Annotated in this window: 25 protein-coding genes; 10 read left to right on the top strand and 15 right to left on the bottom strand. The window is 71.2% G+C overall.

The features are described 5' to 3' along the window. Positions 1-166: 166 nt before the first annotated feature. Both ACFHWE_RS17665 and ACFHWE_RS17670 read right to left on the bottom strand, forming a co-directional pair. A complete protein-coding gene (locus ACFHWE_RS17665) occupies positions 167-727 on the bottom strand; it encodes a TrmH family RNA methyltransferase (RefSeq protein WP_416602768.1) in 561 nt (186 codons plus the stop codon). 120 nt (positions 728-847) lie between these two features. Next, a complete protein-coding gene (locus tag ACFHWE_RS17670) occupies positions 848-1,522 on the bottom strand; it encodes a class I SAM-dependent methyltransferase (protein WP_416602770.1) in 675 nt (224 codons plus the stop codon). 142 nt (positions 1,523-1,664) lie between these two features. Here ACFHWE_RS17670 and ACFHWE_RS17675 point away from each other — a divergent pair, with 142 nt between their 5' ends. Beyond that, positions 1,665-2,171 (top strand): dsRBD fold-containing protein, encoded by a 507-nt coding sequence (locus ACFHWE_RS17675; protein ID WP_416602771.1) that lies wholly within the window; start codon positions 1,665-1,667, stop codon positions 2,169-2,171. 195 nt (positions 2,172-2,366) lie between these two features. Then, positions 2,367-3,626, top strand: coding sequence for an APC family permease (locus ACFHWE_RS17680; protein WP_416602772.1), 1,260 nt, complete (start codon positions 2,367-2,369; stop codon positions 3,624-3,626). A 10-nt stretch (positions 3,627-3,636) separates the two neighbouring features. Here the strand turns inward: ACFHWE_RS17680 and ACFHWE_RS17685 are convergent, their stop codons facing one another. From ACFHWE_RS17685 to ACFHWE_RS17705, 5 genes are all read right to left on the bottom strand, one after another. Then, positions 3,637-4,392, bottom strand: coding sequence for an NUDIX hydrolase (locus tag ACFHWE_RS17685; protein ID WP_416602773.1), 756 nt, complete (start codon positions 4,390-4,392; stop codon positions 3,637-3,639). Then, complete coding sequence (locus ACFHWE_RS17690; protein WP_416602774.1) at positions 4,389-5,123, bottom strand: HAD family hydrolase; 735 nt, start codon at positions 5,121-5,123, stop codon at positions 4,389-4,391. Before ACFHWE_RS17690 ends, ACFHWE_RS17685 begins: the two co-directional genes overlap by 4 nt. A gap of 151 nt (positions 5,124-5,274) precedes the next feature. Continuing rightward, positions 5,275-6,222 carry a VWA domain-containing protein gene (locus tag ACFHWE_RS17695; protein WP_416602775.1) on the bottom strand — a complete coding sequence of 316 codons (948 nt, stop codon included), beginning with the start codon at positions 6,220-6,222 and terminating at the stop codon, positions 5,275-5,277. Between the two features lie 82 nt (positions 6,223-6,304). After that, positions 6,305-7,258: a DUF58 domain-containing protein gene (locus tag ACFHWE_RS17700; RefSeq protein ID WP_416602792.1), complete on the bottom strand. Its 954-nt coding sequence runs from the start codon at positions 7,256-7,258 to the stop codon at positions 6,305-6,307. A gap of 17 nt (positions 7,259-7,275) precedes the next feature. Further along, positions 7,276-8,337 (bottom strand): AAA family ATPase, encoded by a 1,062-nt coding sequence (locus tag ACFHWE_RS17705; RefSeq protein WP_416602776.1) that lies wholly within the window; start codon positions 8,335-8,337, stop codon positions 7,276-7,278. Positions 8,338-8,492: 155 nt separating this feature from the next. Between ACFHWE_RS17705 and ACFHWE_RS17710 the strand changes: the two genes are divergently transcribed. From ACFHWE_RS17710 to ACFHWE_RS17730, 5 genes are all read left to right on the top strand, one after another. Beyond that, positions 8,493-9,179: a hypothetical protein gene (locus ACFHWE_RS17710; RefSeq protein ID WP_416602777.1), complete on the top strand. Its 687-nt coding sequence runs from the start codon at positions 8,493-8,495 to the stop codon at positions 9,177-9,179. Positions 9,180-9,504: 325 nt separating this feature from the next. Beyond that, complete coding sequence (locus tag ACFHWE_RS17715) at positions 9,505-10,272, top strand: HipA family kinase (RefSeq protein ID WP_416602778.1); 768 nt, start codon at positions 9,505-9,507, stop codon at positions 10,270-10,272. Beyond that, positions 10,269-10,706, top strand: a complete 438-nt coding sequence (locus ACFHWE_RS17720) for a DUF3037 domain-containing protein (RefSeq protein ID WP_416602779.1) — start codon at positions 10,269-10,271, stop codon at positions 10,704-10,706. The genes ACFHWE_RS17715 and ACFHWE_RS17720 overlap by 4 nt, the downstream gene beginning before the upstream one ends. A 203-nt stretch (positions 10,707-10,909) precedes the next feature. Then, positions 10,910-12,121, top strand: coding sequence for a multidrug effflux MFS transporter (locus ACFHWE_RS17725; protein ID WP_416602793.1), 1,212 nt, complete (start codon positions 10,910-10,912; stop codon positions 12,119-12,121). Between the two features lie 144 nt (positions 12,122-12,265). Beyond that, positions 12,266-14,203, top strand: a complete 1,938-nt coding sequence (locus ACFHWE_RS17730) for an AMP-binding protein (protein WP_416602780.1) — start codon at positions 12,266-12,268, stop codon at positions 14,201-14,203. Between the two features lie 65 nt (positions 14,204-14,268). On the opposite strand, the gene ACFHWE_RS17735 is transcribed toward ACFHWE_RS17730, so the two are convergent. After that, on the bottom strand, positions 14,269-14,916 hold the full coding sequence (locus ACFHWE_RS17735; RefSeq protein ID WP_416602781.1) for a LuxR C-terminal-related transcriptional regulator: 648 nt from the start codon (positions 14,914-14,916) through the stop codon (positions 14,269-14,271). Next, the gene (locus ACFHWE_RS17740; RefSeq protein WP_416602782.1) at positions 14,868-16,133 is read right to left on the bottom strand and encodes a histidine kinase; all 1,266 of its coding nucleotides are present in this window, start codon (positions 16,131-16,133) and stop codon (positions 14,868-14,870) included. Before ACFHWE_RS17740 ends, ACFHWE_RS17735 begins: the two co-directional genes overlap by 49 nt. Before the next feature lie 218 nt (positions 16,134-16,351). Here ACFHWE_RS17740 and ACFHWE_RS17745 point away from each other — a divergent pair, with 218 nt between their 5' ends. Together ACFHWE_RS17745 and def are read left to right on the top strand one after the other, a co-directional pair. Then, positions 16,352-16,783 (top strand): SMI1/KNR4 family protein, encoded by a 432-nt coding sequence (locus ACFHWE_RS17745; RefSeq protein ID WP_028649573.1) that lies wholly within the window; start codon positions 16,352-16,354, stop codon positions 16,781-16,783. Positions 16,784-16,893: 110 nt separating this feature from the next. After that, positions 16,894-17,562 carry a peptide deformylase gene (gene def, locus ACFHWE_RS17750; RefSeq protein ID WP_416602783.1) on the top strand — a complete coding sequence of 223 codons (669 nt, stop codon included), beginning with the start codon at positions 16,894-16,896 and terminating at the stop codon, positions 17,560-17,562. Positions 17,563-17,624: 62 nt separating this feature from the next. On the opposite strand, the gene ACFHWE_RS17755 is transcribed toward def, so the two are convergent. Beyond that, the gene (locus ACFHWE_RS17755) at positions 17,625-17,999 is read right to left on the bottom strand and encodes a VOC family protein (protein WP_416602784.1); all 375 of its coding nucleotides are present in this window, start codon (positions 17,997-17,999) and stop codon (positions 17,625-17,627) included. Between the two features lie 212 nt (positions 18,000-18,211). Between ACFHWE_RS17755 and rnhA the strand changes: the two genes are divergently transcribed. Next, entirely contained in the window at positions 18,212-18,688 is a 477-nt protein-coding gene (gene rnhA / locus ACFHWE_RS17760; protein WP_416602785.1) for a ribonuclease HI, read from the top strand. An 18-nt stretch (positions 18,689-18,706) separates the two neighbouring features. On the opposite strand, the gene ACFHWE_RS17765 is transcribed toward rnhA, so the two are convergent. From ACFHWE_RS17765 to ACFHWE_RS17785, 5 genes are all read right to left on the bottom strand, one after another. Next, on the bottom strand, positions 18,707-19,072 hold the full coding sequence (locus tag ACFHWE_RS17765) for a hypothetical protein (RefSeq protein WP_416602786.1): 366 nt from the start codon (positions 19,070-19,072) through the stop codon (positions 18,707-18,709). A 39-nt stretch (positions 19,073-19,111) separates the two neighbouring features. Beyond that, entirely contained in the window at positions 19,112-19,252 is a 141-nt protein-coding gene (locus tag ACFHWE_RS17770) for a hypothetical protein (protein ID WP_416602787.1), read from the bottom strand. A 34-nt stretch (positions 19,253-19,286) separates the two neighbouring features. Further along, the gene (gene soxR / locus ACFHWE_RS17775; RefSeq protein WP_416602788.1) at positions 19,287-19,760 is read right to left on the bottom strand and encodes a redox-sensitive transcriptional activator SoxR; all 474 of its coding nucleotides are present in this window, start codon (positions 19,758-19,760) and stop codon (positions 19,287-19,289) included. 9 nt (positions 19,761-19,769) lie between these two features. Beyond that, complete coding sequence (locus tag ACFHWE_RS17780; RefSeq protein ID WP_416602789.1) at positions 19,770-20,276, bottom strand: ABC transporter ATP-binding protein; 507 nt, start codon at positions 20,274-20,276, stop codon at positions 19,770-19,772. 133 nt (positions 20,277-20,409) lie between these two features. Further along, positions 20,410-21,339 (bottom strand): ribonuclease Z, encoded by a 930-nt coding sequence (locus tag ACFHWE_RS17785; protein WP_416602790.1) that lies wholly within the window; start codon positions 21,337-21,339, stop codon positions 20,410-20,412. Positions 21,340-21,529 lie beyond the last annotated feature (190 nt).

A 21,529-nucleotide genomic window follows, 5' to 3' on the forward strand; every position in this document is an offset into this window, starting at 1 on the left:
AGGAGAAGGGGGCTCGTCTGAATCTGGGTCACAGCATCCGCGGGGGACGCTGTTGGTACTTCGGGACGGGTCCACTGTTCCTCTCTCTGCGCCTTCGCGCGTCGGATGTGCCTGAAACGGCCTGTGTGTGCGATGAGAACGTTCGGACGCGGGGAAGGGTTCCCGGTCAGCCCCCGACGGGGGCGTCGGCCTCCCCGCCCAGGGAGGCCCACTCGCGGCGGCGGGCCTCGGTGAGGGCGATCGCGGTGGCCACCGCCACGTTGAGCGATCCGACCCGGCCGACCTGCGGGATGTAGGCCACGGCGTCCGCGCCCGCCAGCAGGGCAGGGGAGCAGCCGTGGTCCTCGGCGCCCACGGCCAGGCACACGTCCGGTTCGAGCGGGGCGGCGTGCAGGGGGAGCGCCCCGGAGGCGAGTTCGACCGCCACGACCTTGTAGCCGTCCGAGCGCACGTCCTCCAGCGCCTCGGCGGTGGTGGGGAAGCGGGTGTGGGGGACCTTCGCCGCGGTTCCCAGCGCGGTCTTGCCGACCTTGGGGTCGTCGGGGTCGGCGCTGTTGCCCGTGAGCCACAGGCGGTCCACGCCAAGCGTCGCGCACGTGCGCAGGATCGAACCCAGGTTGAAGGGCTGGGTGACGGATTCGACGAGAAGGGCGACGCGCCCCTCCGTGCGCCTGCGCCACTGCCGGTTCAGGCGTTTGACGTCCGTGGGACGCAACTGCGTGCTCAACTGCGGTGTGTTCCTCAGCGGGTGGGGTCGGATTCTCGATTCTGCCAGTGCTCGCCTCAGGTTAACCGGTCGGGGGGCCGACCGCACTCCTCACCTGGGGCACAACGGGCAAAATCGGTGTTACGGCGTTTCGCCGGTGCTGGAGCGGCGCACGCGCAGCACCCGGAACCCCGCGCGGGAGGCCGTACGTTCGGCGGGCAGGCCCTGGGAGTCCAGCCATTTCTGCAGCGAGTCGGCGCCCAGGTGGCGCTGCACCACCAGGTGGGCCTCGCCGCCGGGGGCGAGGCGGCCCAGCCACGTCAGCAGCATCGCGTGCAGCACCCCCTTGCCCACCCGGATGGGCGGGTTGGACCACACCGCGTCGAAGGGCCCGGCCAGGTCCTGCTCCGTGCAGGAGGGGGCCTCCGGCCGGTGCGGCCCCTGGTCCGCGGCCAGGCCGCCCCCGGGGGAGACCACGGCGAAGCGTGCGCCCCCCAGCCCGTGCTCGGCCGCGTTGCGCCGGGCCAGGTCCACGGCCCTGGAGTTGACGTCCACGCCCAGGACCCGGGCGCCGGGGGCACGTGAGGCCAGGGTCAGGGCGATGGGTCCGTAACCGCAGCCCAGGTCCAGCAGCCGCCCTCGCGCCGGTGGCGGCGGCACCGTCTCCAGCAGCACCCGGGTCCCCAGGTCGACCCTGTCGGGCGAGAACACGCCCCGGTCGGTGCGCAGCCGCAGGTGCAGGTCGGGCAGGACGAGGTCGGCCGTCGACGGGCGGCTGGCGGTGCCGGGGTCGGGGTCGAAGTAGTGCTGGGCCACGCAGCGACGGTACCAGCACCGCAAGCGAGGGGGACCGCACGGCAAAAACCTCCCGTTCCAGCGGGAACGAAATCGTCAACCCCCGGGACCGGACGCCCGGCCGTGCCCAAGATGGAGGTAGCCGAGGTTTGTGGGGGAGAGCATGCGAGCACAGGTAGGAGACCGGTTGGTCGTCGAGAGCCCGCGCGACGACGCACACCGCAGGACGGGGATCGTGACCGGCGTCCGGGGCAGCGGCGGGGAACCGCCGTACCAGGTGCACTGGCTCCAGAGCGAGCACGGACACGACGACCTCGTGTACCCCGGACCGGACGCCCACATCGAGCCCACGTCAAAGGCCGCGGACACACAGGCGGAGGGGGCGAGCACCATGCAGACGACCAAGCGCTGGGACGTCGACGTCGTCGTGTCGGAGGAGAGCGAGGGGGAGGCCGCGCGTACCTGGGCCGAGGTCGGCATGATCGCCGATGACGGGACGGCTCTCAGAGGCCACGGCATGGCCCGCAAGCACCCGGCGGACCTGGACGTTCCCGAGATCGGCGAGGAACTGGCCGTATCGCGTGCGCTGTCCGACCTCTCCCGCCAGCTTCGCCAGGTGGCGGCCGAGGACATCAACGAGAACACCGGCACCCCGTGGCGGCCGAGCTGAGGGCTCCGCCACGACGGCGCGTGAACCATGCGGCCCCCGGCGCCCGCCGGGGGCCGCCCGCGGTCCGGACCCCCGCGCGGCGACACCGTCGCGACCGGAAGCGGTCACCGCCCTCACACCCACGGGCACCCGATGGTCATCCGGATCGGGCACACTCGGAAAAGGCGGGTCACCACCCAACCCTAGGAGACGCCTTTGACCACCCCCTCCGGAGCCCAGGCCACCCCTGCCCGTGTACTGGGCACCGCCGACGCGGTGGCCATCGGCGCGGGAGCGATGCTCGGCGCCGGAGTGTTCTCCGTCTTCGCCCCGGCGGTGGTCGGCGCGGGAGCCTGGCTGCCGGTCGCCATCGTCGTCGCCGGCGCGATCGCCTACTGCAACGCCGTCTCCTCCGCCCGCCTCGCCGCCCGCCACACCCGGTCCGCCGGCGCCTACGTCTACGGGCGCGAGCGCCTGGGCGAGCTGTGGGGGTACCTGGCGGGCTGGGCCTTCGTGGTCGGCAAGACCGCCTCCTGCGCGGCGATGGCCATGACCTTTGCCGCCTACGCCGCGCCCGGCTGGGAGCGGCCCGTCGCCGCGGCAGCCGTCGCCGCGGTCGTCGCCCTGGACCACTGGGGGGTGCGCCGCTCCACACTGGCGGTCAAGGCCGTGCTCGGGGCGGTGCTGGCCGTCCTGGCCGCCGTCGTCGTCGCCATGGGCTTCAGCGGCCGTCTGGCCGCCGTCGCCGAGGTGGACGGACTCGGCCCCTGGCCCGGGTCCTTCGGCCTGCTCGGCGCGGCCGGCGTGATCTTCTTCGCCTTCGCGGGCTGCGCACGCGTGGCGACGCTGGGCGGTGAGGTCCACGACCCGCGCAGGACCATCCCTAGGGCGATCGCCCTCTCCCTGGGCGGGGTGCTCGCCCTGTACCTGGTCGTGGGCACCGGCGTACTCATCGTGCTGGGCCGCGAGCGCCTGTCCACGAGCGCCGCGCCGCTGGTCGACGCGGTCCGGGCGGCGGGCTTCGACACCCTGGTGCCCCTCGTCGTCGCCGGTGCCGCCGTCGCGAGCCTGGGGGCCCTGCTGTCATTGCTGCCGGGGGTGTCCCGCACCGCCGCGGTGATGGCCGAGGACGGCCACCTGCCGCGCTTCCTGCGCGGCCTGCACCCGCGCCTCGGAGTCCCCCGCCGCGCGGGGATCGCGGTCGGCGCGGTGGCCGTGGCACTGGTGCTGCTCACCGACCTGTGGGGGGTGATCTCCTTCTCCGCCTTCAGCGTCCTGGTCTACTACGCCATCACCAACGCCTCGGCGCTGCGGTTGGGGCCGGACGAGAACCGTCCGCCGCTGCTGGTGCCGGTGGCCGGGCTGGCGGGGTGCGTGGTCCTGGCGTGCAGTCTTCCACTGCACGTGGGGGCGGTGGGGCTGGCCGTGCTGGGGTCCGGCGCGCTCCTGTGGTGGCTGCGCGAGCGGCGCCGCTGAGCCGAACGGCTCAGCGGTCCCCGTCCGGGCGGCCGACCAGGTGCCCCAGTCCGCGCCTGGCCGTGGTGGACAGGCGCAACCCGACCAGCTCCTCGGGGGCGAACCACCCGCAGTCGGAGGTGGACCCGCCCGTCTCCACCACGCGGGCGGCGACCGGTTCTCCCACGTGCACGTGGAAGAAGACCCACACGCCGTGCACCTGCGGCCCGGGGGGCGCGGTCCGGTGGTGGGCGGTCACCGCGATGAGCTCTCCGACGGCGCCGTGCTGGCCGGTCTCTTCGAACACCTCGCGCCGCAGGGCCTCGCGCACGTCCTCCCCGGCGTCCACGCCCCCGCCCGGCAGGTGCCAGGTGCCCGCGCCGGGGAAGCCCTCGGCGATCAGGCTGAGCAGCAGGCGGCCGTCCGGGCCGGTCACGATCCCGTAGGAGGCCACCCGGCTCAGCCGGGGGCGGCCGTCGGCGGGCGCCTCCTCGGAGGCCAGTTCCGCGACCGAGGGGGGCAGCGGTCCGGTCACCAGGGGGCGCGTCCCGTCCGCTTCGGCGAACACGAGGCGGTCCACGTGCACGGTGCCGCCCTCCGGGGAGGTACCCAGTTCGGTGAGCACGTCCACGGCCGACAGGGGGGTGCCCGGGGCCAGGCCGCCGAGCTCGCGGGCCACCGCCTCCGGGGACTCGGGGAACTTCAGCCGCCGCCCGCGCACAGCGGTCCCGGTCCTCGGGACCAGGTGGACGGTGACGCGGCGCGCGGTGGCCCGGGAGGGCCTCACAGCACCCCCGAGGGGGCCGCGGTGGGCAGGCCGACCAGGTGGAGCAGCTCGTCGAGGCCGGAGACCATGGTCACGCCCTCGAAGCCCCTCCCGCCCCGGCGGTCGATCACGACGGGGTGCATGTGCGCGGCCCGGGCCCCCACACCGTCGGACTGGATCTGGTCGCCGACGTGCCAGCAGGCGCGCGGGTCCACGCCCAGGCGCTGGGCGGCCGTCTCGAAGATGCGCGGGTCGGGCTTGCCCGCGCCGGCGGTGTCGGCGCAGACCACGGTGTGGAAGTAGGGGGTCAGCTCCAGGGCCTGCATCTTGGCGTGCTGGAGGGATTCCACGCCGTTGGTGACCACGGCCAGGCGGTACCCGGCGGAGGCCAGGGCGTTCAGTGCGCGGTGTGTGTCGGGGAAGACCTGCCAGCCAGAGCGGTGGGCGTCCAGGTAGAGGCGGTAGAGGTCGTCGCACTGCTGGTCGACCAGGTCGGAGCGGCCGGCCTGGACGGCCAGCGCCCGGATGCGCTCTCGGCGCTGCTGCTCCAGGCTGATCTTGCCGCGCAGGTAGGTACCGAAGGAGATCTCGGTCTGCACCTCCCACAGGGTCCGTGCGGCGGAGAAGTCGGGGTGGCCGATCCGTTCCATGACCGCACGCAGCCCCGTGGACGACGCGGCGCTGTCGTCGATGAGCGTGTCGTCTAGGTCGAAGCAGATCGCGGTGGGTGCTGCTGCGGGTATGTTCGGCATCTTTCCTCAACTGGAAGGGCAGGACAAAACATGGCAACGCTAACCCGTGGGCACGACAGGAATGGGGTAAACCCCTATTAAACGGATGTCGCTAACATCACAGTGTGCGGGGGTGGGGCAGGAGAGGCACCCGCTCACCGCCGGGAAGCGGTCACGGCATCCGCTGGAACCACAGGAGCGAGGTCACCGCCGTGGCCAGGCCCAGCAGGAGGGCGGCCAGGACGAAGCGTGTGACGATTTCCTCATGGACCCACTCGGTGCCCAGCGAGGAGCCGATGTCCTCGTAGACGTCGTTGAGCTCGTTCTCGGACGCGGCCTCGTAGAAGTGCCCCCGGGTGCCGTCGGCCAGTTCCATGAGCGCCTCCTTGTCGATGTCGGCGGGCACCTGGTAGCCGTCGATCTCGATCAGCGCGGCGCCGCTGCCGAAGGCGATCGTCGACACCGGAATGCCCGCCTCCGCGGCGACGGACGAGGCCTCCGCGATCGCCCGCCCGCTGGTGTTCTCCCCGTCCGACAGCAGCACGATCGCCGACGGGGGCGGGTCCTCGACGGAGTCCTCGTCGAAACCGCGGATCGCCTCCAGCGAGGCGAACACGCCCTCGCCGATCGCCGTGCCCGGCCCCAGCCGCAGGTTCTCGATCGAGGTGACCACCGCCTCGTGGTCCTGGGTGGGCGAGGCCACCACCGTCGCCGTCGAGGAGAAGGACACCAGGCCCACGTTGAACCGGTCGGGGAGGGTGTTCACGAACCCCTGGGCAGACTTCTTTGCCGCGTTCAGCCGGTCGGGCTCGATGTCGGTGGCCGCCATCGACAGGGACACGTCCACCGCAACGATGATCGTGGCCCGTTCCCGGGGCGCCTGCACCGGCATGGCGGGCACCGCCATCGCCGCGATCAGCACCGCCAGGGCGAGCGTGAACAGCACGGGGGGGACGTGGCGGCGCAGGTCCGGGCGGCGGGGCACCACCTGGTCCAGCAGGGCCAGGTTGGTGAAGCGCGCCGTGTACCGCCGACGGCGGGTCTGGGCGAACATGTAGGCCGCGACGAGCAGCACGATCACCAGCAGCCACCACAGCCGCTGCGGCTCCAGGAAGGTCATGCGCCCCGCCTCCGTCCGTCCGCGCCCCGGTACGGCTGCCGCCCGTGCCGTCGGTGTCGCATCCTCTGCCGCCGTTCCGTGGTCACCGGGGCGTCCCCGGGGTGTGCCTGGCCATGTGGTGCGCGGTCCGGCGCTGGTGGATGACGAACCGCGCGGTGTCCAGAACCCAGTCGCGGTCGGTGCGCAGCACGAGGTGGTGGACGCCGCACCGCCGCAGCGCCGCCCGGATCGCCTGCCTCTGGGCGTGCGCTGCCCGCCGGTAGCGCTCACTGACCCGTGCGGTCAGCCGGATGTCGCGCACCGCCCCGGTCCGCGGATCGCGCAGGGTCACCGATCCGATGTCGGGCACCTCCAGCTCCCTGGGGTCGACCACCTCCACGACCAGCACCTGGTGGCGCGAGGACAACTGCCGCAGGGGCCGCTCCCAGTCGGGGGACCCGCCCTCCCCGGACGGGCCGTCCAGGAAGTCGGAGACGACCACGCGCAGCCCCCGGCGCCGCCGGGTGCGCACCAGGTCGGTCACCGCGTCGGCCAGCGTCGCGCCGCCCGGGTGGGGGGCGTCCCCCGTGGGGGCGGCCGCCACCGTGGCCAGGAGCGAGAGCAGCGCCTCCTTGCCGGACCGGGCGGGCCAGCGCCGCACCGTGCCCTGGTGGAGGAAGTGCGCGCCGAAGCGGTCGCCCACCCGCTGGGTGAGCAGGTTCGCCGCGACCATCGCGCCGACGGCCACCTGGCGCTTGGTGTGCAGGCCCGTACCGAAGTCCATGCCCGGCGACAGGTCCAGCAGGGTCCAGCTCTCCAGCTCGCGGTCGGCGACCAGGTCGCGCACGTGCGGGACGTCGGTGCGGGCCGTCACCGCCCAGTCCATGAGGCGGACGTCGTCCTCCCCCGGCTGGTACAGGCGGGCCTCGGCCGCCTCCGACCCCGGCCCCAGGCGCAGCCCGAGGTGCTCGCCGTGCAGCAGCCCCTCCAGGCGGTGCACGATGCGCAGGTCCAGCCGGCGCAGCGCGGCCCGCAGACGCGCGTCGGTTCCCAACATCGGTGCGGACACGGGGCTCACCTCGGGGAGGCGAAGGAGGCCGTCTCGCCGCTGGGAGGCTCGTCCCAGATCACCCGGGGCGCCAGGACCGTGGACAGGACGCGGTCGACGACCTGGCCGGCGGTGACCCCGTCCGCGAGGGCGTCGAAGGTCAGGACGAGCCGGTGGGCGATCACGTCGCGGGCCAGCACCCTGACGTCGTCGGGCAGGACGTAGTCGCGCCCGCGCAGGACGGCCAGGGCGCGTGCGGCCGCGACCAGGCCGAGGGTGGCGCGGGGGCTGGCGCCCACCTCCAGCACCTGGCGCAGGTCCGGCATCTGGTGGCGCTCGGGCTCACGGGTGGCCATGACCAGGCGCACCACGTAGTCGGCGATGAGCTGGTGCACGTGGACGCGCTCGGCGTCCGACTGCAGTTCGCTGAGGGTGACCGGGTCCAGCACCTGGTGCGCCGTGGGCGGACGGGTGCTCATCCGGCGCAGGATCTCCATCTCCTCGTGCGCGCCGGGGTGCCCGACGTCGACCTTCATCAGGAAGCGGTCCCGCTGCGCCTCGGGGAGCGGGTAGACGCCCTCCGACTCCACGGGGTTCTGGGTGGCGATGACGATGAACGGGGAGGGCAGCGGATAGGTGGTGCCGCCGAGGGAGACCTGGCCCTCGGCCATGACCTCCAGCAGCGCCGACTGCACCTTGGCCGGGGCGCGGTTGATCTCGTCGGCGAGGACGAAGTTGACGAAGACCGGGCCCAGCTCGACGTCGAACCTCTCGGTGGAGGGATGGTAGATCCGAGTCCCCACGATGTCGGAGGGCACCAGGTCGGGGGTGAACTGGATGCGGGAGAAGGAGCCGCCGGTGACCTTGGCCAGGGTCGACACCGCCAGGGTCTTGGCGACGCCGGGCACGCCCTCGATGAGGCAGTGGCCCCGGGCGACGAGGGCGATGAGGGTGCGCTCCACCATCCGGTCCTGGCCGACGATGACGGTGGAGACCTCCTGGAGCGCCGAGCGCAGCAGCCTGGTGGGCTCGCCCGGGGTGCCGTCCGCGCCCTGCGGGGGCACGGCTCCGGGTGAGTTCTCTGACATCTTCCGCCTCTCCGACTGGGAGCCCCGCGTGACAGGTAGCGCCGAATAGGGTGTGGATCACCCGCTTGTGGCGACACTACCCGCTTCACCCGGGAGATTCCGGGACACGACGCCACGTGGCGGGCGGCCGAGTCGTTGAACGAGGGGACCACGACATGGGGGTTGCCACCCGGGGCCTGCGCGGAGACGATCCCCGCCAACTGGGCGGGTTCCGCCTGCTCGGCAGGGCGGACACCTCCCCGGTGGGGGTCGTGTTCCTGGGCCGGGACGCCTCGGGGGCCGAGGTGAGCGTGGCCGTGCTGCACTCCGGGGCCGGCGCCGACCCCCGGGCGCGGGAGAGGTTCGTGCGGGCGGTCCGCGGCCGAGACGACGTCCTGGCCGCGCGCACGCGCGGCCGGTCGGTGCTGTGGGTCGCGCTGCCCGGCGCCGCCTCCGCGGCGGGGGAGGTCCTCAGGGAGGTCGCCGAGGGCGGTCCGGTGGTCGCCGACGGACCGGTCGTGCTGCCGTACTGGGCGGGGGAGCGGCCGGGGGCCGCCGCGCGCTGGGCGCCTCGGCAGGACCACCGGGAGGCCGGGGCCGGGCCGGGGGAGCGGAACTGGTGGCTGGTCGGTGCTCTGGCCGCCTTCCTGGTCTTCCTGCTGCTGCTGGTCACAGCCCTGTACTGGTGGATGCTGCAGTTCCCTCCGCCGGAGATGCCTCCGCCGGGGCCGATCCAGATCGAGCCCGAGGACGCGGAGGAGGGTGAGTCGGCCTCGCCGGTGGAGGAGGAGCCCGCCCCGCAGACGCCGAGGCCCTCGACGGAGGGGGAGGACCTGGAGGGCGACCCCGAGGACCACCTGTGAGGTGGCGGTAGTCCTGGAGGAGATGCCACGTTCTCCTCTGTAGACCCATACAAATCTACGACGTAAAGGTGGCTGTTCATCTCGAAAGGAGAATCAAAACACTCCTAAAAGACAATCGCGCGGCTACGCCGCACGCTTTCCCACCCGGGCCGAGCGCGACGTGTCATTGTCGGCCCGTGCAGGGGGCTGGAACATGTTCAGGGGCGGAGAGCGGGCACGGCCGGCCCCGTGCCGGGGCTTTCGGCAGGCGGGGCGACCTCGGCCGTCTGCGCGGCCCTGGGCGCGGTGACCGCAGGTGGGGCCGGTCCACGCCCGGTGCCTGCCTATGCTGGTCGTCGTGTTGAGGAAAGTGGTCGCGACGCGGTACGTCCTGCCGCTGCGCGAAGGGGGCTCGCTTCCCGGTCTGGTCGAGGCCGACGACCTGGGGATGTACGTGGTCAAGTTCGTAGGGGCAGGTCAGGGGCGCAAGACGCTCGTGGCCGAGGTCGTCACCGGTGAACTCGGCCGGGCCCTGGGGTTGCCGGTCCCCGAGCTGGCACTGGTGGAACTGGATCCGGTGATCGGGCGGGGCGAGCCCGACCCCGAGGTACAGGAACTGCTCAGGGCCAGCGGCGGACTCAACCTTGGGATGGACTTCCTGCCCGGGTCGCTGGGGTTCGATCCCCTGGCTTTCGGCGCCGATCCCGGATTCGCCGGCCGGGTACTGTGGCTGGACGCTCTGACCGGCAATGTCGACCGCTCATGGCGCAACCCGAACATGCTGCTGTGGCACGGGCGTCCCTACCTCATCGACCACGGGGCGACACTCATCTTCCACCACAGTTGGGCTAACGCGGACCGGTTCGTCTCCCGCCCCTACGACGCCTCCGACCACGTTCTGTCGGGCTTCTCCCCCGATCTGGCCGCCGCGGACGCGGCACTGGCCCCCGTGGTGGGGGAGGGACTCCTGCGCGCAGCGGTGGACCTGGTACCGGACGAGTGGCTGGCCGACGAGCCGGGGTTCGGCTCTCCCGGTGAGGTGCGCGACGCCTACGTGCGACACCTGCTGGCCCGGCTGTCGGACCGCTCCTGGCTGCCGGAGGTGGGGCGGTGAGCGGCGGTGAGCGCTACAGCGACGCGGTGACGACCGGACGCGTGGGCGAGGAGCGCGACCGGTGCGTGTTCGAGTACGCGCTGGTGAGGGTGGTGCCCTGCCTGGAGCGCGGCGAGTGCGTGAACGCGGGGGTGATCGTCTACTGCCAGGAGCGGGCGTTCCTGGCGGCCCGTACGGCGCTGGACGAGCGGAAGCTGCTGGCGCTGGCCCCGGACACCGATGTGGCGGGCGTGCGGCGGGCCCTGGCGGCGGTCGAGGCGACGTGTGCGGGCGGTCGGGGGGCGGGTGCGGCCGGTGGTGAGCGCCCCGGGCAGCGGTTCCGGTGGTTGACCGCACCCAGGAGCACGATCGTGCAGACGGGGCCGGTACACGGGGGGCTGACGGAGGATCCGGCGGCCGAGGTGGAGCGGCTGGTGGACCGGCTGGTGCGCTGAAGCGGTGCCCGGGTAGTGCAAGTCACAGCGGATGCCGGGGGTTGCCGGGACGCTTTTGGTGTTCAACAGTGTTGATATGGGATGGCCTGGGGTGTTCTTCGGTCCCCCGGTGGTGTCCCTGATCCCCCTCCCCCTCGTGTTTTGGAGTGATCGTGCAGTCATCGGAGTCCCTGTCAGTCGGGTCGGTTTCCGGGTCGGGTGGTGTGGTCCGTTCCGCCCGGCCGCGCCGTTCGGTCGCTCTCCTGGTCTTGGTGCTGGGTGTTCTGACGGGCCTGGGCCCGTTGGCGACCGACATGTACCTGCCGGCGTTTCCTCAGGTCGCCGATGACTTGGCGGCGACCGAGGGGCAGATCCACCTCACGTTGACGGCGATGATGCTGGGGCTCGCGGTCGGACAGTTGGTGATCGGCCCGATGAGCGATGCGGTGGGACGACGCAGGCCGCTGCTGGTGGGCGTGGCGCTGTTCACGGTGGCGTCTGTATTGTGCGTTTTCGTGCCCGACGCGACGGTGTTCGCGGTGGTGCGGTTCATCCAGGGCGCGGCGGGTGCGGCCGGTGCGGTGATCGCCCGCGCGGTGGTGCGCGACCTGTTCTCCGGTGATGAGGCGGTGCGGTTCTTCTCCCGGCTGGCTCTGGTGATGCTGCTGGCGCCGCTGCTGGCCCCCTTGGCCGGGGCGCAGTTGTTGCTGGTGGGGCCGTGGCAGTTGAGTTTCTGGGTGCTGGCGGTGGTGTCGGTGCTCAGTTTCGTGTTGGCTCTGGTGTGGCTTCCGGAGAGCCTGCCGGTGGAGGAGCGGCGTTCGCGGGGGCCGCGGGAGTTGGCGGTGACGGTGGGGCGGCTGCTGCGTGATCCGCGGTATATGGCTCCGGTGCTCACGGTCGGGTTGAGTTTCGGGATGCTGTTCACCTATGTGTCGTCGTTCTCGTTCGTGGCGCAGGAGGGGTTCGGTGCCTCGCCTCAGGTGTACGCGTGGCTGTTCGCGGTGAACTCGCTGGGGCTGATGGCGGGGACACAGATCAACGGGGTGCTGGTGGGGCGCGTGGAGGCGCCGCGTCGGTTGGCTCTGGGGTTGGTGATCGCGCTGGTGGCGGTGGTGTCGCTGCTGGTGTTCGAGTTGTGCGGTGTGGCGACGCTGGCCGTGGTGTCGGCGCTGCTCGCGCTGATGATGTTCAGTGTCGGGTTCATCATGCCCAACGCGACGGTGTTGGCGCTGGACGGTCAGCCGGTGGCGGTGGCGGGCACGGGTTCGGCGCTGATGGGTGCGTTGCAGTTCGCGATGGGGGGCGGTGTGGCCGCGTTGGCCGGGATGACCCCGTCGGGTGAGGCGTCGGTGCTGAGCATGGCCGTGGTGATGGCGGTGTCGGCGGTGCTGTCGTTTGCGGCGTTCGTGTGGTCCGTGCGGTCGAAGGTCCGATGACCGGTCGTGTGCTGGGGATTCGTGTACCTGATCCGGGTTGCCGTGGGGTGGTGTGTCCGGGCACAGTAGGTGCTCATGTTCCCCTTTCGTGACGGGCCTGCTGGTATGTGATCCCGTTGCCGACGTGTCAGAGGATGAGGGTCTATGGCCGGGTCGAGTGTCAGTCCGGGTGTGCGTGGGCGAGAACTGTCCGGGCTGGGCGAGTTGGTGTACGGGTTGGCGCGGGAGGCCCCGGACGTCGAGGCGTTCACGGTGCCCGGTGAGGGCGGGGGCTGGCAACGGCGGACGGTGGGGGAGTTCGCCACGGAGGTGACGGCTCTGGCCAAGGGGATGGTCGCGGCGGGGGTGTCCGAGGGTGATCGGGTGCTGCTGGTTGCGGGGGTCCGTCACGACTGGGCTCGTGTGGCGTTCGCCGTGTGGTCGGTGGGTGCGGTGCTGGTTCCGGTGTCGGCCTCGGCTTCGGTGGAGCGGGTGGCCCATGTGGTGCGTCAGACGCGTCCCGCGGCGGCCGTGGTCGAGGGCGAGCGGGTGTGGCATGCGGTGTCGGGGCTGCAGCGTGAGGTGTCGGATCTGGGGCGTGTGTGGCGTCTGGAGGGCGGTGCCGGGGAGATCGTGCGGCTGGGTGCGTACATGGACACCTCGGCGGTGCGGTTTCGGCGGGATGCGATCGCTGCTGAGGACACTGCGGTGGTGCTGTATCCGATGAGCACGGTGTCGCGGCGGATGCGGGGTGTGGTGCTGTCGCACGGTGCTCTGCGGGACGCGGCGGCGGACGTGGTGGACCGGATGTGGCCGCGGTTGTCGGAGTTGAAGCCGGGTCAGGCGAGTGCGCTGGTGGATCTTCCGTTGTCGGAGATCTCGGGGCTGGCTTCGTTGTTGGCGTGTGTGATGGGTCGGGTGCGGTTGGGGCTGGCGGCTCCGGGGTCGCTTCCGGGTCTGGTGGCCTCGTTCGCTCCGACGGTGCTGGTGGGGCCGGCGGGGCTGTTGGAGGGTGTGTACGAGGGGGAGCGGGACCGTGCCCGGTTGATGGGGTGGGATTCGCTGGGGACGTTCAACGCGGCTGCGGATGCGGCGGTGCAGTTCGACCGGGCGCCGAAGAAGAGTCCGTGGCGGCGGTTGTCGCGGTCGATGTACGACTGGTCGCTGGGTCGGGTGCGCGAGGTGTTCGGTGGCCGGGTGCATCTGGCTGTGTGTTGGGGTGGGGGGCTTTCCGAGCGGTTGGACCGGTTCTTCAGCGGTATAGGGATGCCGGTGGTGCAGGTGTTCGGCATGCCTGAGACGGCTGGTGTGTTCGTGGCCAACGCGGTGGGGGATCGGTCGGCCGGGTCGGTGGGCCGTGCGTTGGAGGGGCGTGAGGTGTGGGTGTCGCGTGAGGGCGAGGTCCATGTGCGCGGGGGCGGTCTCTTCTCGGAGTACTGGGGGGACGGTGAGGCGACGCGCGGTGCGTTCCGTGAGGGGTGGTTGGCCACGGGGGTGCTGGCGGACATGGACGAGGACGGGTTCGTGCGTGTGCGGGGGCGGCTCCGGCCCCAGGCGGCGGTGGCCGAGGTTCCGGGCCGGTTCGCGGTGCCGGAGCGTGCTGTGGAGCCGGTGACGGAGCCGGTGCCGCGGGTGGAGCCTGCGCCGGACGCGGCTGGGGCGCCTGTGGTGGCGGAGGGTGCGGCGGAGTCGGTCGACGACGCGGTGCTGGTGGCCGAGTTCGAGGGTCGGTTGCGTGCGCATCCGCTGGTGAGCCAGGTGTTGGTGATCTCGGAGGGGCGGCCGTTCGCGAGTGCGTTGATCACGTTGGTGCGTGATCAGTTGGAGTACTGGCGTCTGGTGAACGGGCGGCCGTTGTCGATGGCGCCTGAAGAGATCGCGGGTGATCGTGATCTGCTGCGTGAGGTGCAGGGGTTGGTGTATGAGGCCAACCGGAGTGTGCCGCGGCGGTTGGCTGTGCGGTCCTTCCATGTGTTGGCGGAGGAGTTCACGGTGCAGTCGGGTTTGGTGGCGCCGTCGGGTGAGTTGCGGCGTGATGCGGTGCTGCGGGCGTTCTCGGAGGAGATTGACGGGTTGTACCGGGTGGTGCGCGACCGGGGTTAGGTCGTGTTGGTGTCAGTGCTGTTCGTGGTGGGAGCCGCGGCCTGTTGGCCGCGGCTTCGTTGTGTTCACTGCCCGTTGAGGTAGGCGAGGACGGCGAGGACGCGGCGGCTGTCGTCGGAGGAGGGCGGCAGGTCGAGTTTGGTGAAGATGTTGTTGATGTGCTTGCTGACGGCTTTGTCGGTGATGTAGAGGCGGGCGGCGATGGCGGAGTTGGAGCGGCCTTCGGCCATTTCGGCGAGGACTTCGCGTTCGCGGGGGGTGAGTTGGGCGAGGGGGCCGCTCTGGTCCTGGCGGGCGAGGAGTTGGGAGATGACGGCGGGGTCCATGGCGGTGCCGCCGGCGGCGACGCGGCGGACGGCTTCGATGAACTGGCCGATGTCGAAGACGCGGTCCTTGAGGAGGTAGCCGACGCCTCCGGTGGCGTCGGAGAGGAGTTCGCGGGCGTAGAGCTGTTCGACGTGCTGGGAGAGCACGAGGATGGGCAGTCCGGGGATGTGGGCGCGGGCGGCGAGGGCGGCTTGGAGGCCTTCGTCGGTGAAGGTGGGTGGGAGGCGGACGTCGACGACGGCGACGTCGGGGCGGTGCTGGGTGAGGGCGGTGTGGAGTTCGGGGCCGTTGTCGACGGCGGCGACGACGGTGCAGTCGTGGGCTTGGAGGAGGCGGATCAGTCCGTCTCGGAGGAGGGCCAGGTCTTCGGCGATGACAACGCGCACGGGATCTCCAGGGTCACGATGGTGGGGCCGCCCGGGGGGCTGGTGATGTTCATCGTGCCATCGAAGGCGTCGAGGCGGCGTGTGATGCCGGTCAGGCCGCTGCCGGGGGCGGGCGCGGCGTTTCCGGTGCCGTTGTCGGTGACGGTGATGACGAGGCGGCCTTGTCCGTGGTTGATGCGGATCCAGGCGTGGGTGGCGTGGCTGTGTTTGGCGGTGTTGGTGAGGAGTTCGGCGATGGCGAAGTAGGCGGCGGATTCGACGGGGTCGGCGGGGCGGCCTTTGAGGTCGGCGGTGGTGTGGACGGTGAGGGGGTGGGTGAGGGCCAGGGCGTGGACGGCGCCTTGGAGTCCGCGTTCGACGAGGACGGGTGGGTGGATGCCGCGGACGAGGTCGCGGAGTTCGGTGAGGGCGTGGCGGGTGGTTTCGCGTGCTTCGGTGAGCATGGTGCGGGCGGTGTCGGGGTCGTGGGTGATGATCTGTTCGGCCATGCCGAGGGTCATGCCGAGGGCGACGAGGCGGGCTTGGGCGCCGTCGTGGAGGTCGCGTTCGATGCGGCGGATTTCGGAGGCCTGGGTGTCGATGGTGTTGGCGCGGCTGGTGGCGAGGTGGGCGACGCGTGCGGTGAGTCGGGCTTTCTCGCTGGGGATGAGGAGGAGGCGGTTGAAGGCGAGGTAGGTGTTGAGGGCTTTGGGGGCGGTGTAGAGGCCGAGGGTGGTGAGGAGGAGGCCGGTGGTGAGGGGTAGGAGGTGCTCTGTGGTGGTGGTGGGGGTGTAGAAGCCGTAGAGGGGGATGGTGGTGAAGGTGAGGGCGGTCTGGTAGGCACCGTGGCCGAGGAGGAGGCAGGGGAGGGTGATGAGGAGGAGGTTGGGGAGGGCGGAGATCTGCCAGAGGATGTCTCTCCAGGTGGTGGTGTCGGTGATGAGGGCGTTGGCGCGGCGGATGATGCTGCCTGCGGGTAGGGGGCGGTAGGCGGAGGGGATGGGGCCTTGGGGGTGGAGGTGGCCGAGGGTGCGACGTTGGGAGTCGGCGAGGGCGCGCAGGAGGGTGGCGGTGAGGATGACGAAGGGGAGGCCGATCCAGATGAGGGTGAGGAGGGCGGAGAGGAGGACGAGGGGGGTGAGGATGAGGGCGGCGGTGTTCTGGGAGAGGAGGAGGAAGAGGTAGGCGGGGGTGGTGAGTGGGCCGGGGCGGTGGTGGGTGCGGTGTGTGGTGTTCATGGCGGGCTTCGGTGCGGGTCCGAAGGCGGGTGCCCTCTCCTTGGTGGGTGCGGGTGGGTGTGGTGTCCATTGTGGCGTGCGGGTGGGGGTGGGTTGGCGGAGGTTGTGCTGGTTGTTTGGTGGGTTGTGGTGGTTTCTTGGTGGGGTTGGGGCGGTTTTCGGGGTGGTGTGCGGGTGGCGATTTCCCGTGTTCGGCCGGGACCTGTGATGATCGGTGTGTGTGGCGAGAACTGATCCTGCAGATGTATCCGGAGGCCGATCTGAGTGATCCGGCTGATGAGGTGGCTCTTGCCGAGGCGGAGAAGCGGTTGATGCTGCCTTTGCCGTTCGAGTTGGCGTCGTTGTTGCGTGAGACGGACGGGGTGACCAACGAGTACGGGGATGCGGTGGTGTGGAGTGTGCGGCGTCTGGTGGAGGACAATCTGGCGATGCGTGTGGAGCCGGACTATCTGGAGCTGTATGCGCCCTTCGACGAGATGATCTTCTTCGGGGATTCGGATATGGGGCCGCAGTTCGCGTACGTGCACACGGACTATGGTCCGGGGATCGTGGTGTGGGACCATGAGACGGATCGGCGGCGGCTGGTGGTGGTGTCGTTGCGTGACTACCTGGCTCGGTGCTTCATCCAGGGGAATGCGTGGTTTCGGTGAGGGTGCGGTCTCGGTAGGGGGTTTGACCAGCCGTTTCGTGCTATTTTTTCGGGTGCTGGGTGGTGTTGTGGCCCCCGGTGCCTCCCCGAGATCGTAGTGAGAGTAGGACCATGTCGGAGCAGTCCACGCCCGCGCAGGTAGCCGCCGTCGTCCAGGGGCGGGAGGTGGCGGACTACCCGGTGCTGGCGCCTGAGGCGGCGCGTGGCCGGGTTCTGGCGATCACGGTGCGGGGCGAGGAGGTGCTGCACCGGCGGGGTGTGGATGTGCCCGAGGAGATGTTGGGCGGGGCGGAGTTGGCGCGGCTGGTCGACGACATGTTCCGGACGATGTATGCGGCGGAGGGTGTGGGGTTGGCGGGGAGCCAGGTCGGGGTGGGGTGGCGGTTGTTCGTCTATGACTGCCCTGATGATGACGGTGTGCGGCATGTGGGGCATGTGGTCAATCCGGTGCTGGAGGAGCGCGACCCCGATGACGCGGTGGTGGTGGAGAACGAGGGGTGCCTGTCGGTGCCGGGGCCGCATGCGGAGTTGGGGCGGGCCGAGCATGCCACGGTGCGGGGTGTGGACCGCGACGGCGGGCCGGTGGTGGTGTCGGGCAGCGGGTACTTCGCGCGGTGTCTTCAGCATGAGACGGACCACACGCTGGGCAAGTTGTATGTGGACCGGTTGTCGGCGCGTGAGCGCAAGCGGGTGCTGAAGAAGATGAACGAGATGTCGGAGGGTGTGTTCGAGCGGCGGCGGGTGCGGGCGAAGGAGTTGGAGGAGGAGCTGCCGGGCTGAGGGCCGTATGTGGTGGGGGCGTGTCCGGGGTGCCGGGCGCGCCCCCTTCGTGGTGTGTGGGGTCAGATCTGGTCGGAGGGGAGGGTGACGCAGAATTCGTTGCCCTCGGGGTCGTGCATGAGTGCCCAGCCGGTGCTGTCGGTGCGGCGGTGGTCTCGGACCAGGCGTGCTCCGAGGGTGGTGAGGCGTTCGACCTGGTGGTCGCGGGTGGTGTGGGGGGTGGGGCACACGTCGAGGTGGAGGCGGTTCTTGGTGGTCTTGGGTTCGGGGACGCGCAGGAACAGGAGGGCGGTGCCCTCGGGTAGGCGCAGGAGGGCCTGGGGGTCGCCGGGGGCGTCGTCGGGGTGGAGGGGGTGTCCGAGGGCGGCGGACCAGAAGGTGGCCAGGGTAAAGGGGTCGGTGCAGTCGATGGAGATGTTGCGCAGGCGCAGGCTCATGTGATCCTCGGGGTGTGGTCGGTGTGGGCCGGGGTATCGTCTCGGGGTTTCGGCTCGGGTGCAAGGTGTTTGTTTTTGGTGCTTTTGCCGCGTGCTATGGGTCTGGTTCCGCAGTTCTAAGAGGGCCATTGTGGTGATGTGGTCTGATTTGTGGCCTGGCGGTGGGGCGGGTGGGGTCAGCCCCTGCCGCGGGGGACGGTAGATTGCCCGGCATGGACAACGGGGACGGCGGAGCCGCGGCGGACGCGGCGCAGCGGGTGGTCGTGTACACCGACGGGGCGTGCAGTGGCAACCCCGGCCCGGGAGGGTGGGGTGTGTGGCTGCGCTATGGCGAGCACGAGAAGGAGCTGTACGGCGGTGAGGAGTGCACGACCAACAACCGGATGGAGCTGATGGCGGCGATCCGGGCGCTGGAGAGCCTGAGCCGTCCGGTGCCGGTGCTGGTGCACACCGATTCGTCGTATGTGCGCAACGGGATCACGTCGTGGATGGCGAACTGGAAGCGGCGCGGGTGGCGCACGGCGGACAAGAAGCCGGTGAAGAACGTGGACCTGTGGCAGCGCTTGGAGGAGGCGGCCTCGCGGCACGAGGTGGAGTGGCGCTGGGTGCGCGGCCACAGCGGGGACGTGGGCAACGAGCGGGCCGACGGGTTGGCGCGGCGGGGCCGGGACGAGGCGGCGGGCCGGTAGGCGTGTTCGGAGCCGCTCTTACCGTGCGGGTCTGGTGCAGGGGCGCAGGTGGCTGCTGATCAGGGCGGCGAGTGCTCGGGGGGCCTCCGGCCAGGGGAAAGCGGTGGTGGTCGGTGCGCTGACCAGGTGTGCCCGGGGGAGCTCGCGTGTGAGGACGGTGCGTACCGGTTCGGTCAGGTGGAGGAGTTCTCCGGTGTAGAGGGTGAAGCGGGATGGGGACTCGTGCAGGCGGGTGTACCAGGTGTGCCGGGGGGTCGTGTGGGTGAGGGCCGCTGGCACGTCGAGGGGCATCGACTGTGCCAGCCTGCGGGTGGCGATGGTGTGCGGCATCTGTCGGGTGCCCTGGTCCAGGGCGGTGCTGGTCTTGAGGGAGTGGGAGGCCATGGCCGCGATGGCCTCTGGGGGGAGGGTTCCGTGCTCTTGCTAGTTGTTCCTGGTGGGGACCGATGGCGGTGAGCAGGTCGGTGGCGGCCTGTTCGGTGTTCGGGGGAGGGGCAGGTCGGGGTGGTCGGCCAGGGCCGAGGGGTCGGGGTTGATGAGCAGGGCGTGGGCGGTGTCGGGCATGTCGGCCTCTGGAGGCTCGGGGGCGGGCCCTGGGTCAGGCCGGGGGCTGTTCGTCCTTGAGTGCGTCGGCCATGAGGCGGCGGGCGCCGGTGCCGTCGGTGGCCAGGGCGTCGTCGGGGTTGGCCAGGGTGCAGGAGTTCAGGGAGAGGCAGCCGCAGCCGATGCAGTCGGTGAGGTCGTCGCGTAGGCGGACGAGTTGTTCGATGCGGGTGTCGAGTTCGTCGCGCCACTGCTGGGACAGGCGTTGCCAGTCCTGGGGGGTGGGTGTGCGGTGGTCGGGGAGGGTCTCCAGGGCCTGGCGGATGCGGGCCAGGGGTAGGCCCACGCGCTGGGAGATGCGGATGAAGGAGACGCGGCGCAGGGTGTCTCGGCGGTAGCGGCGCTGGTTGCCGGTGGTGCGGCGGCTGTGGATGAGGCCTTGGCGCTCGTAGAAGTGCAGGGCTGAGACGGTGACTCCGGCGCGCCTGGCGACCTGTCCGACGGTGAGTTCCTTGGCGGTGGGTGGCACCGGTCCATTTTAGGTGTGGGGGCGGCGCAGGGCGTAGAGGCGGGCGTAGGCGCCGCCGCGGGTGAGGAGTTGGTGGTGGTTGCCGGTTTCGGTGACGCGTCCCTCGCATAGGAGCAGGATGCGGTCGGCGGCGGGTGCGGGGTGGAGGGTGAGTTGGAGGAGGCCGGTGTGGGGCGGGAGGGGGTCGGGTGTGGTGGGTGGAGGGTCGGTGTGCAGGAGGAGGCAGGGGGTGGTCGGTGGGGTGGGTGGGTTGTGGTGGATGGGGGCGTGGGTGGTGAGGCGGCCGTGGGTGGGGTGGCCGTGGGTGGTGAGGAGGTGGACGAGGTGGGTGGTGGCGGTGGTGGGCAGGCCGATGAGGGCGATGTGTTCGCCGGTGTGGACGGTCAGGTCCAGGTGGGACAGGACGGTGCGCCGGTCGCGGGTGAGGGACACGTCGTGGAAGTGCATGAGCGGCCGGGGCTGGGGCCGTTCTGTGGCGGGGCTGTGGTGGAGCTTGCCGCGGTGGGAGAGCCTCACGGGTGTCCGTTCTTCCGGTGGGTCCGTCGATAGTGGCTGGGATGGCCTGGGCGGTGTGGTGGTTGTGTCGTGCGGGAGTGTCTTTCACGGTATCGGTGGCGGGTCGGGGCCGGGCGTGGTCTGTGGGCGGGTGTCAGTCGGGGCGGGGCGGTAGGGGGATCTGGTCGAGGTCGGCGGCCAGGTGGGTGGGTCCGTCGAATTCGGCTGCGGCCTGGGCGAGGAAGCTGGGGTGGTCGGCGGTCTCGTAGCGTTCGGACAGGTGGGTGAGGACGAGGGTGCGGGCGCCTGCGGAGGCGGCGATGCGGGCGGCTTGGCGTGCGGTGAGGTGGCCGTGGGCGCGGGCGAGGTCGGCCTGTGCGTCGAGGTAGGTGGCTTCGATGACGAGCATGTCGGCGCCGTGGGCGAGGGTGAGGGCGTTGGTGCAGGTGCGGGTGTCCATGACGAAGGCGAAGACCTGTCCGCGGCGGGGTGTGGCGCAGTCGGCGAGGGTGAGGGTGTGTCCGTCGTCGGTGGTGAGGGTGCCCTGGCGTTGGAGTTGGGCGATCTGGGGTCCGTGGACGCCGTGGTGGTGGAGGCGGCGGGGGTCCATGCGCCAGCCGTCGGGTTCGGTGATGCGGTAGCCGTAGCAGGCGATGGAGTGGTCCAGGGGCAGGGCGGTGATGGTCAGGTCGTCTTCGCCGGGGATGTGGGGGGCGGGTCCGTGGAGGGGTTGGCCGATGAGGGTGGTGGTGTCGTGGAAGGGGCAGGCGTGGCGCAGGCGGTGCCAGTACTGTTCGTCTTCGCCGGGGTAGGCGACGCGGACGGGGTGGGGGACGCGGTCGCGTGAGAGGCGTTGGATGAGGCCGGGCAGGCCGAGGCAGTGGTCGCCGTGGAAGTGGGTGATGCACACGCGGGTGACGGTGGTGGCGGGGATGCGGGCCAGGCGCATCTGGCGCTGGGTGCCTTCTCCGGGGTCGAGGAGGATGCCGTGGGTGTCCCAGCGCAGGAGGTAGCCGTTGTGGTTTCGGGTGCGTGTGGGGACGGCGCTGGCGGTTCCCAGGACGTGGAGTCGGCGCGGGGACATGGCAGGGATCATCGCAGCGGGTGGGCCTCGGGTCCAGTCGGTGGCGCGGTTGCGTGTGGTGGCGGCGCTGGAGCGGGATCGTCGGGTGTGGTCGGCGCGGGGACTCCTCTGGTGGGTGCGGGTGCCGAGGCGGAGTGTGTCAAGTCGAATCGGACAGGGGTAAGTGATCGTCAGGCCGCTTCGCACAGGT

Source organism: Nocardiopsis sp. LOL_012, assembly GCF_048060475.1.
GTDB lineage: Bacteria > Actinomycetota > Actinomycetes > Streptosporangiales > Streptosporangiaceae > Nocardiopsis.

Excerpts from the sequence above, each read along its gene's own strand:
- ACFHWE_RS17675 (WP_416602771.1), top strand. The coding sequence starts at position 1,665 with ATGCGAGCACAGGTAGGAGACCGGTTGGTCGTCGAGAGCCCGCGCGAC.
- ACFHWE_RS17690 (WP_416602774.1), bottom strand. The coding sequence starts at position 5,123 with ATGCCGAACATACCCGCAGCAGCACCCACCGCGATCTGCTTCGACCTA.
- ACFHWE_RS17695 (WP_416602775.1), bottom strand. The coding sequence starts at position 6,222 with ATGACCTTCCTGGAGCCGCAGCGGCTGTGGTGGCTGCTGGTGATCGTG.
- ACFHWE_RS17700 (WP_416602792.1), bottom strand. The coding sequence starts at position 7,258 with ATGTTGGGAACCGACGCGCGTCTGCGGGCCGCGCTGCGCCGGCTGGAC.
- ACFHWE_RS17705 (WP_416602776.1), bottom strand. The coding sequence starts at position 8,337 with ATGTCAGAGAACTCACCCGGAGCCGTGCCCCCGCAGGGCGCGGACGGC.
- ACFHWE_RS17710 (WP_416602777.1), top strand. The coding sequence starts at position 8,493 with ATGGGGGTTGCCACCCGGGGCCTGCGCGGAGACGATCCCCGCCAACTG.
- ACFHWE_RS17715 (WP_416602778.1), top strand. The coding sequence starts at position 9,505 with ATGCTGGTCGTCGTGTTGAGGAAAGTGGTCGCGACGCGGTACGTCCTG.
- ACFHWE_RS17730 (WP_416602780.1), top strand. The coding sequence starts at position 12,266 with ATGGCCGGGTCGAGTGTCAGTCCGGGTGTGCGTGGGCGAGAACTGTCC.
- ACFHWE_RS17740 (WP_416602782.1), bottom strand. The coding sequence starts at position 16,133 with ATGAACACCACACACCGCACCCACCACCGCCCCGGCCCACTCACCACC.
- def (WP_416602783.1), top strand. The coding sequence starts at position 16,894 with ATGTCGGAGCAGTCCACGCCCGCGCAGGTAGCCGCCGTCGTCCAGGGG.
- ACFHWE_RS17755 (WP_416602784.1), bottom strand. The coding sequence starts at position 17,999 with ATGAGCCTGCGCCTGCGCAACATCTCCATCGACTGCACCGACCCCTTT.
- rnhA (WP_416602785.1), top strand. The coding sequence starts at position 18,212 with ATGGACAACGGGGACGGCGGAGCCGCGGCGGACGCGGCGCAGCGGGTG.
- ACFHWE_RS17765 (WP_416602786.1), bottom strand. The coding sequence starts at position 19,072 with ATGGCCTCCCACTCCCTCAAGACCAGCACCGCCCTGGACCAGGGCACC.
- ACFHWE_RS17770 (WP_416602787.1), bottom strand. The coding sequence starts at position 19,252 with ATGCCCGACACCGCCCACGCCCTGCTCATCAACCCCGACCCCTCGGCC.
- ACFHWE_RS17785 (WP_416602790.1), bottom strand. The coding sequence starts at position 21,339 with ATGTCCCCGCGCCGACTCCACGTCCTGGGAACCGCCAGCGCCGTCCCC.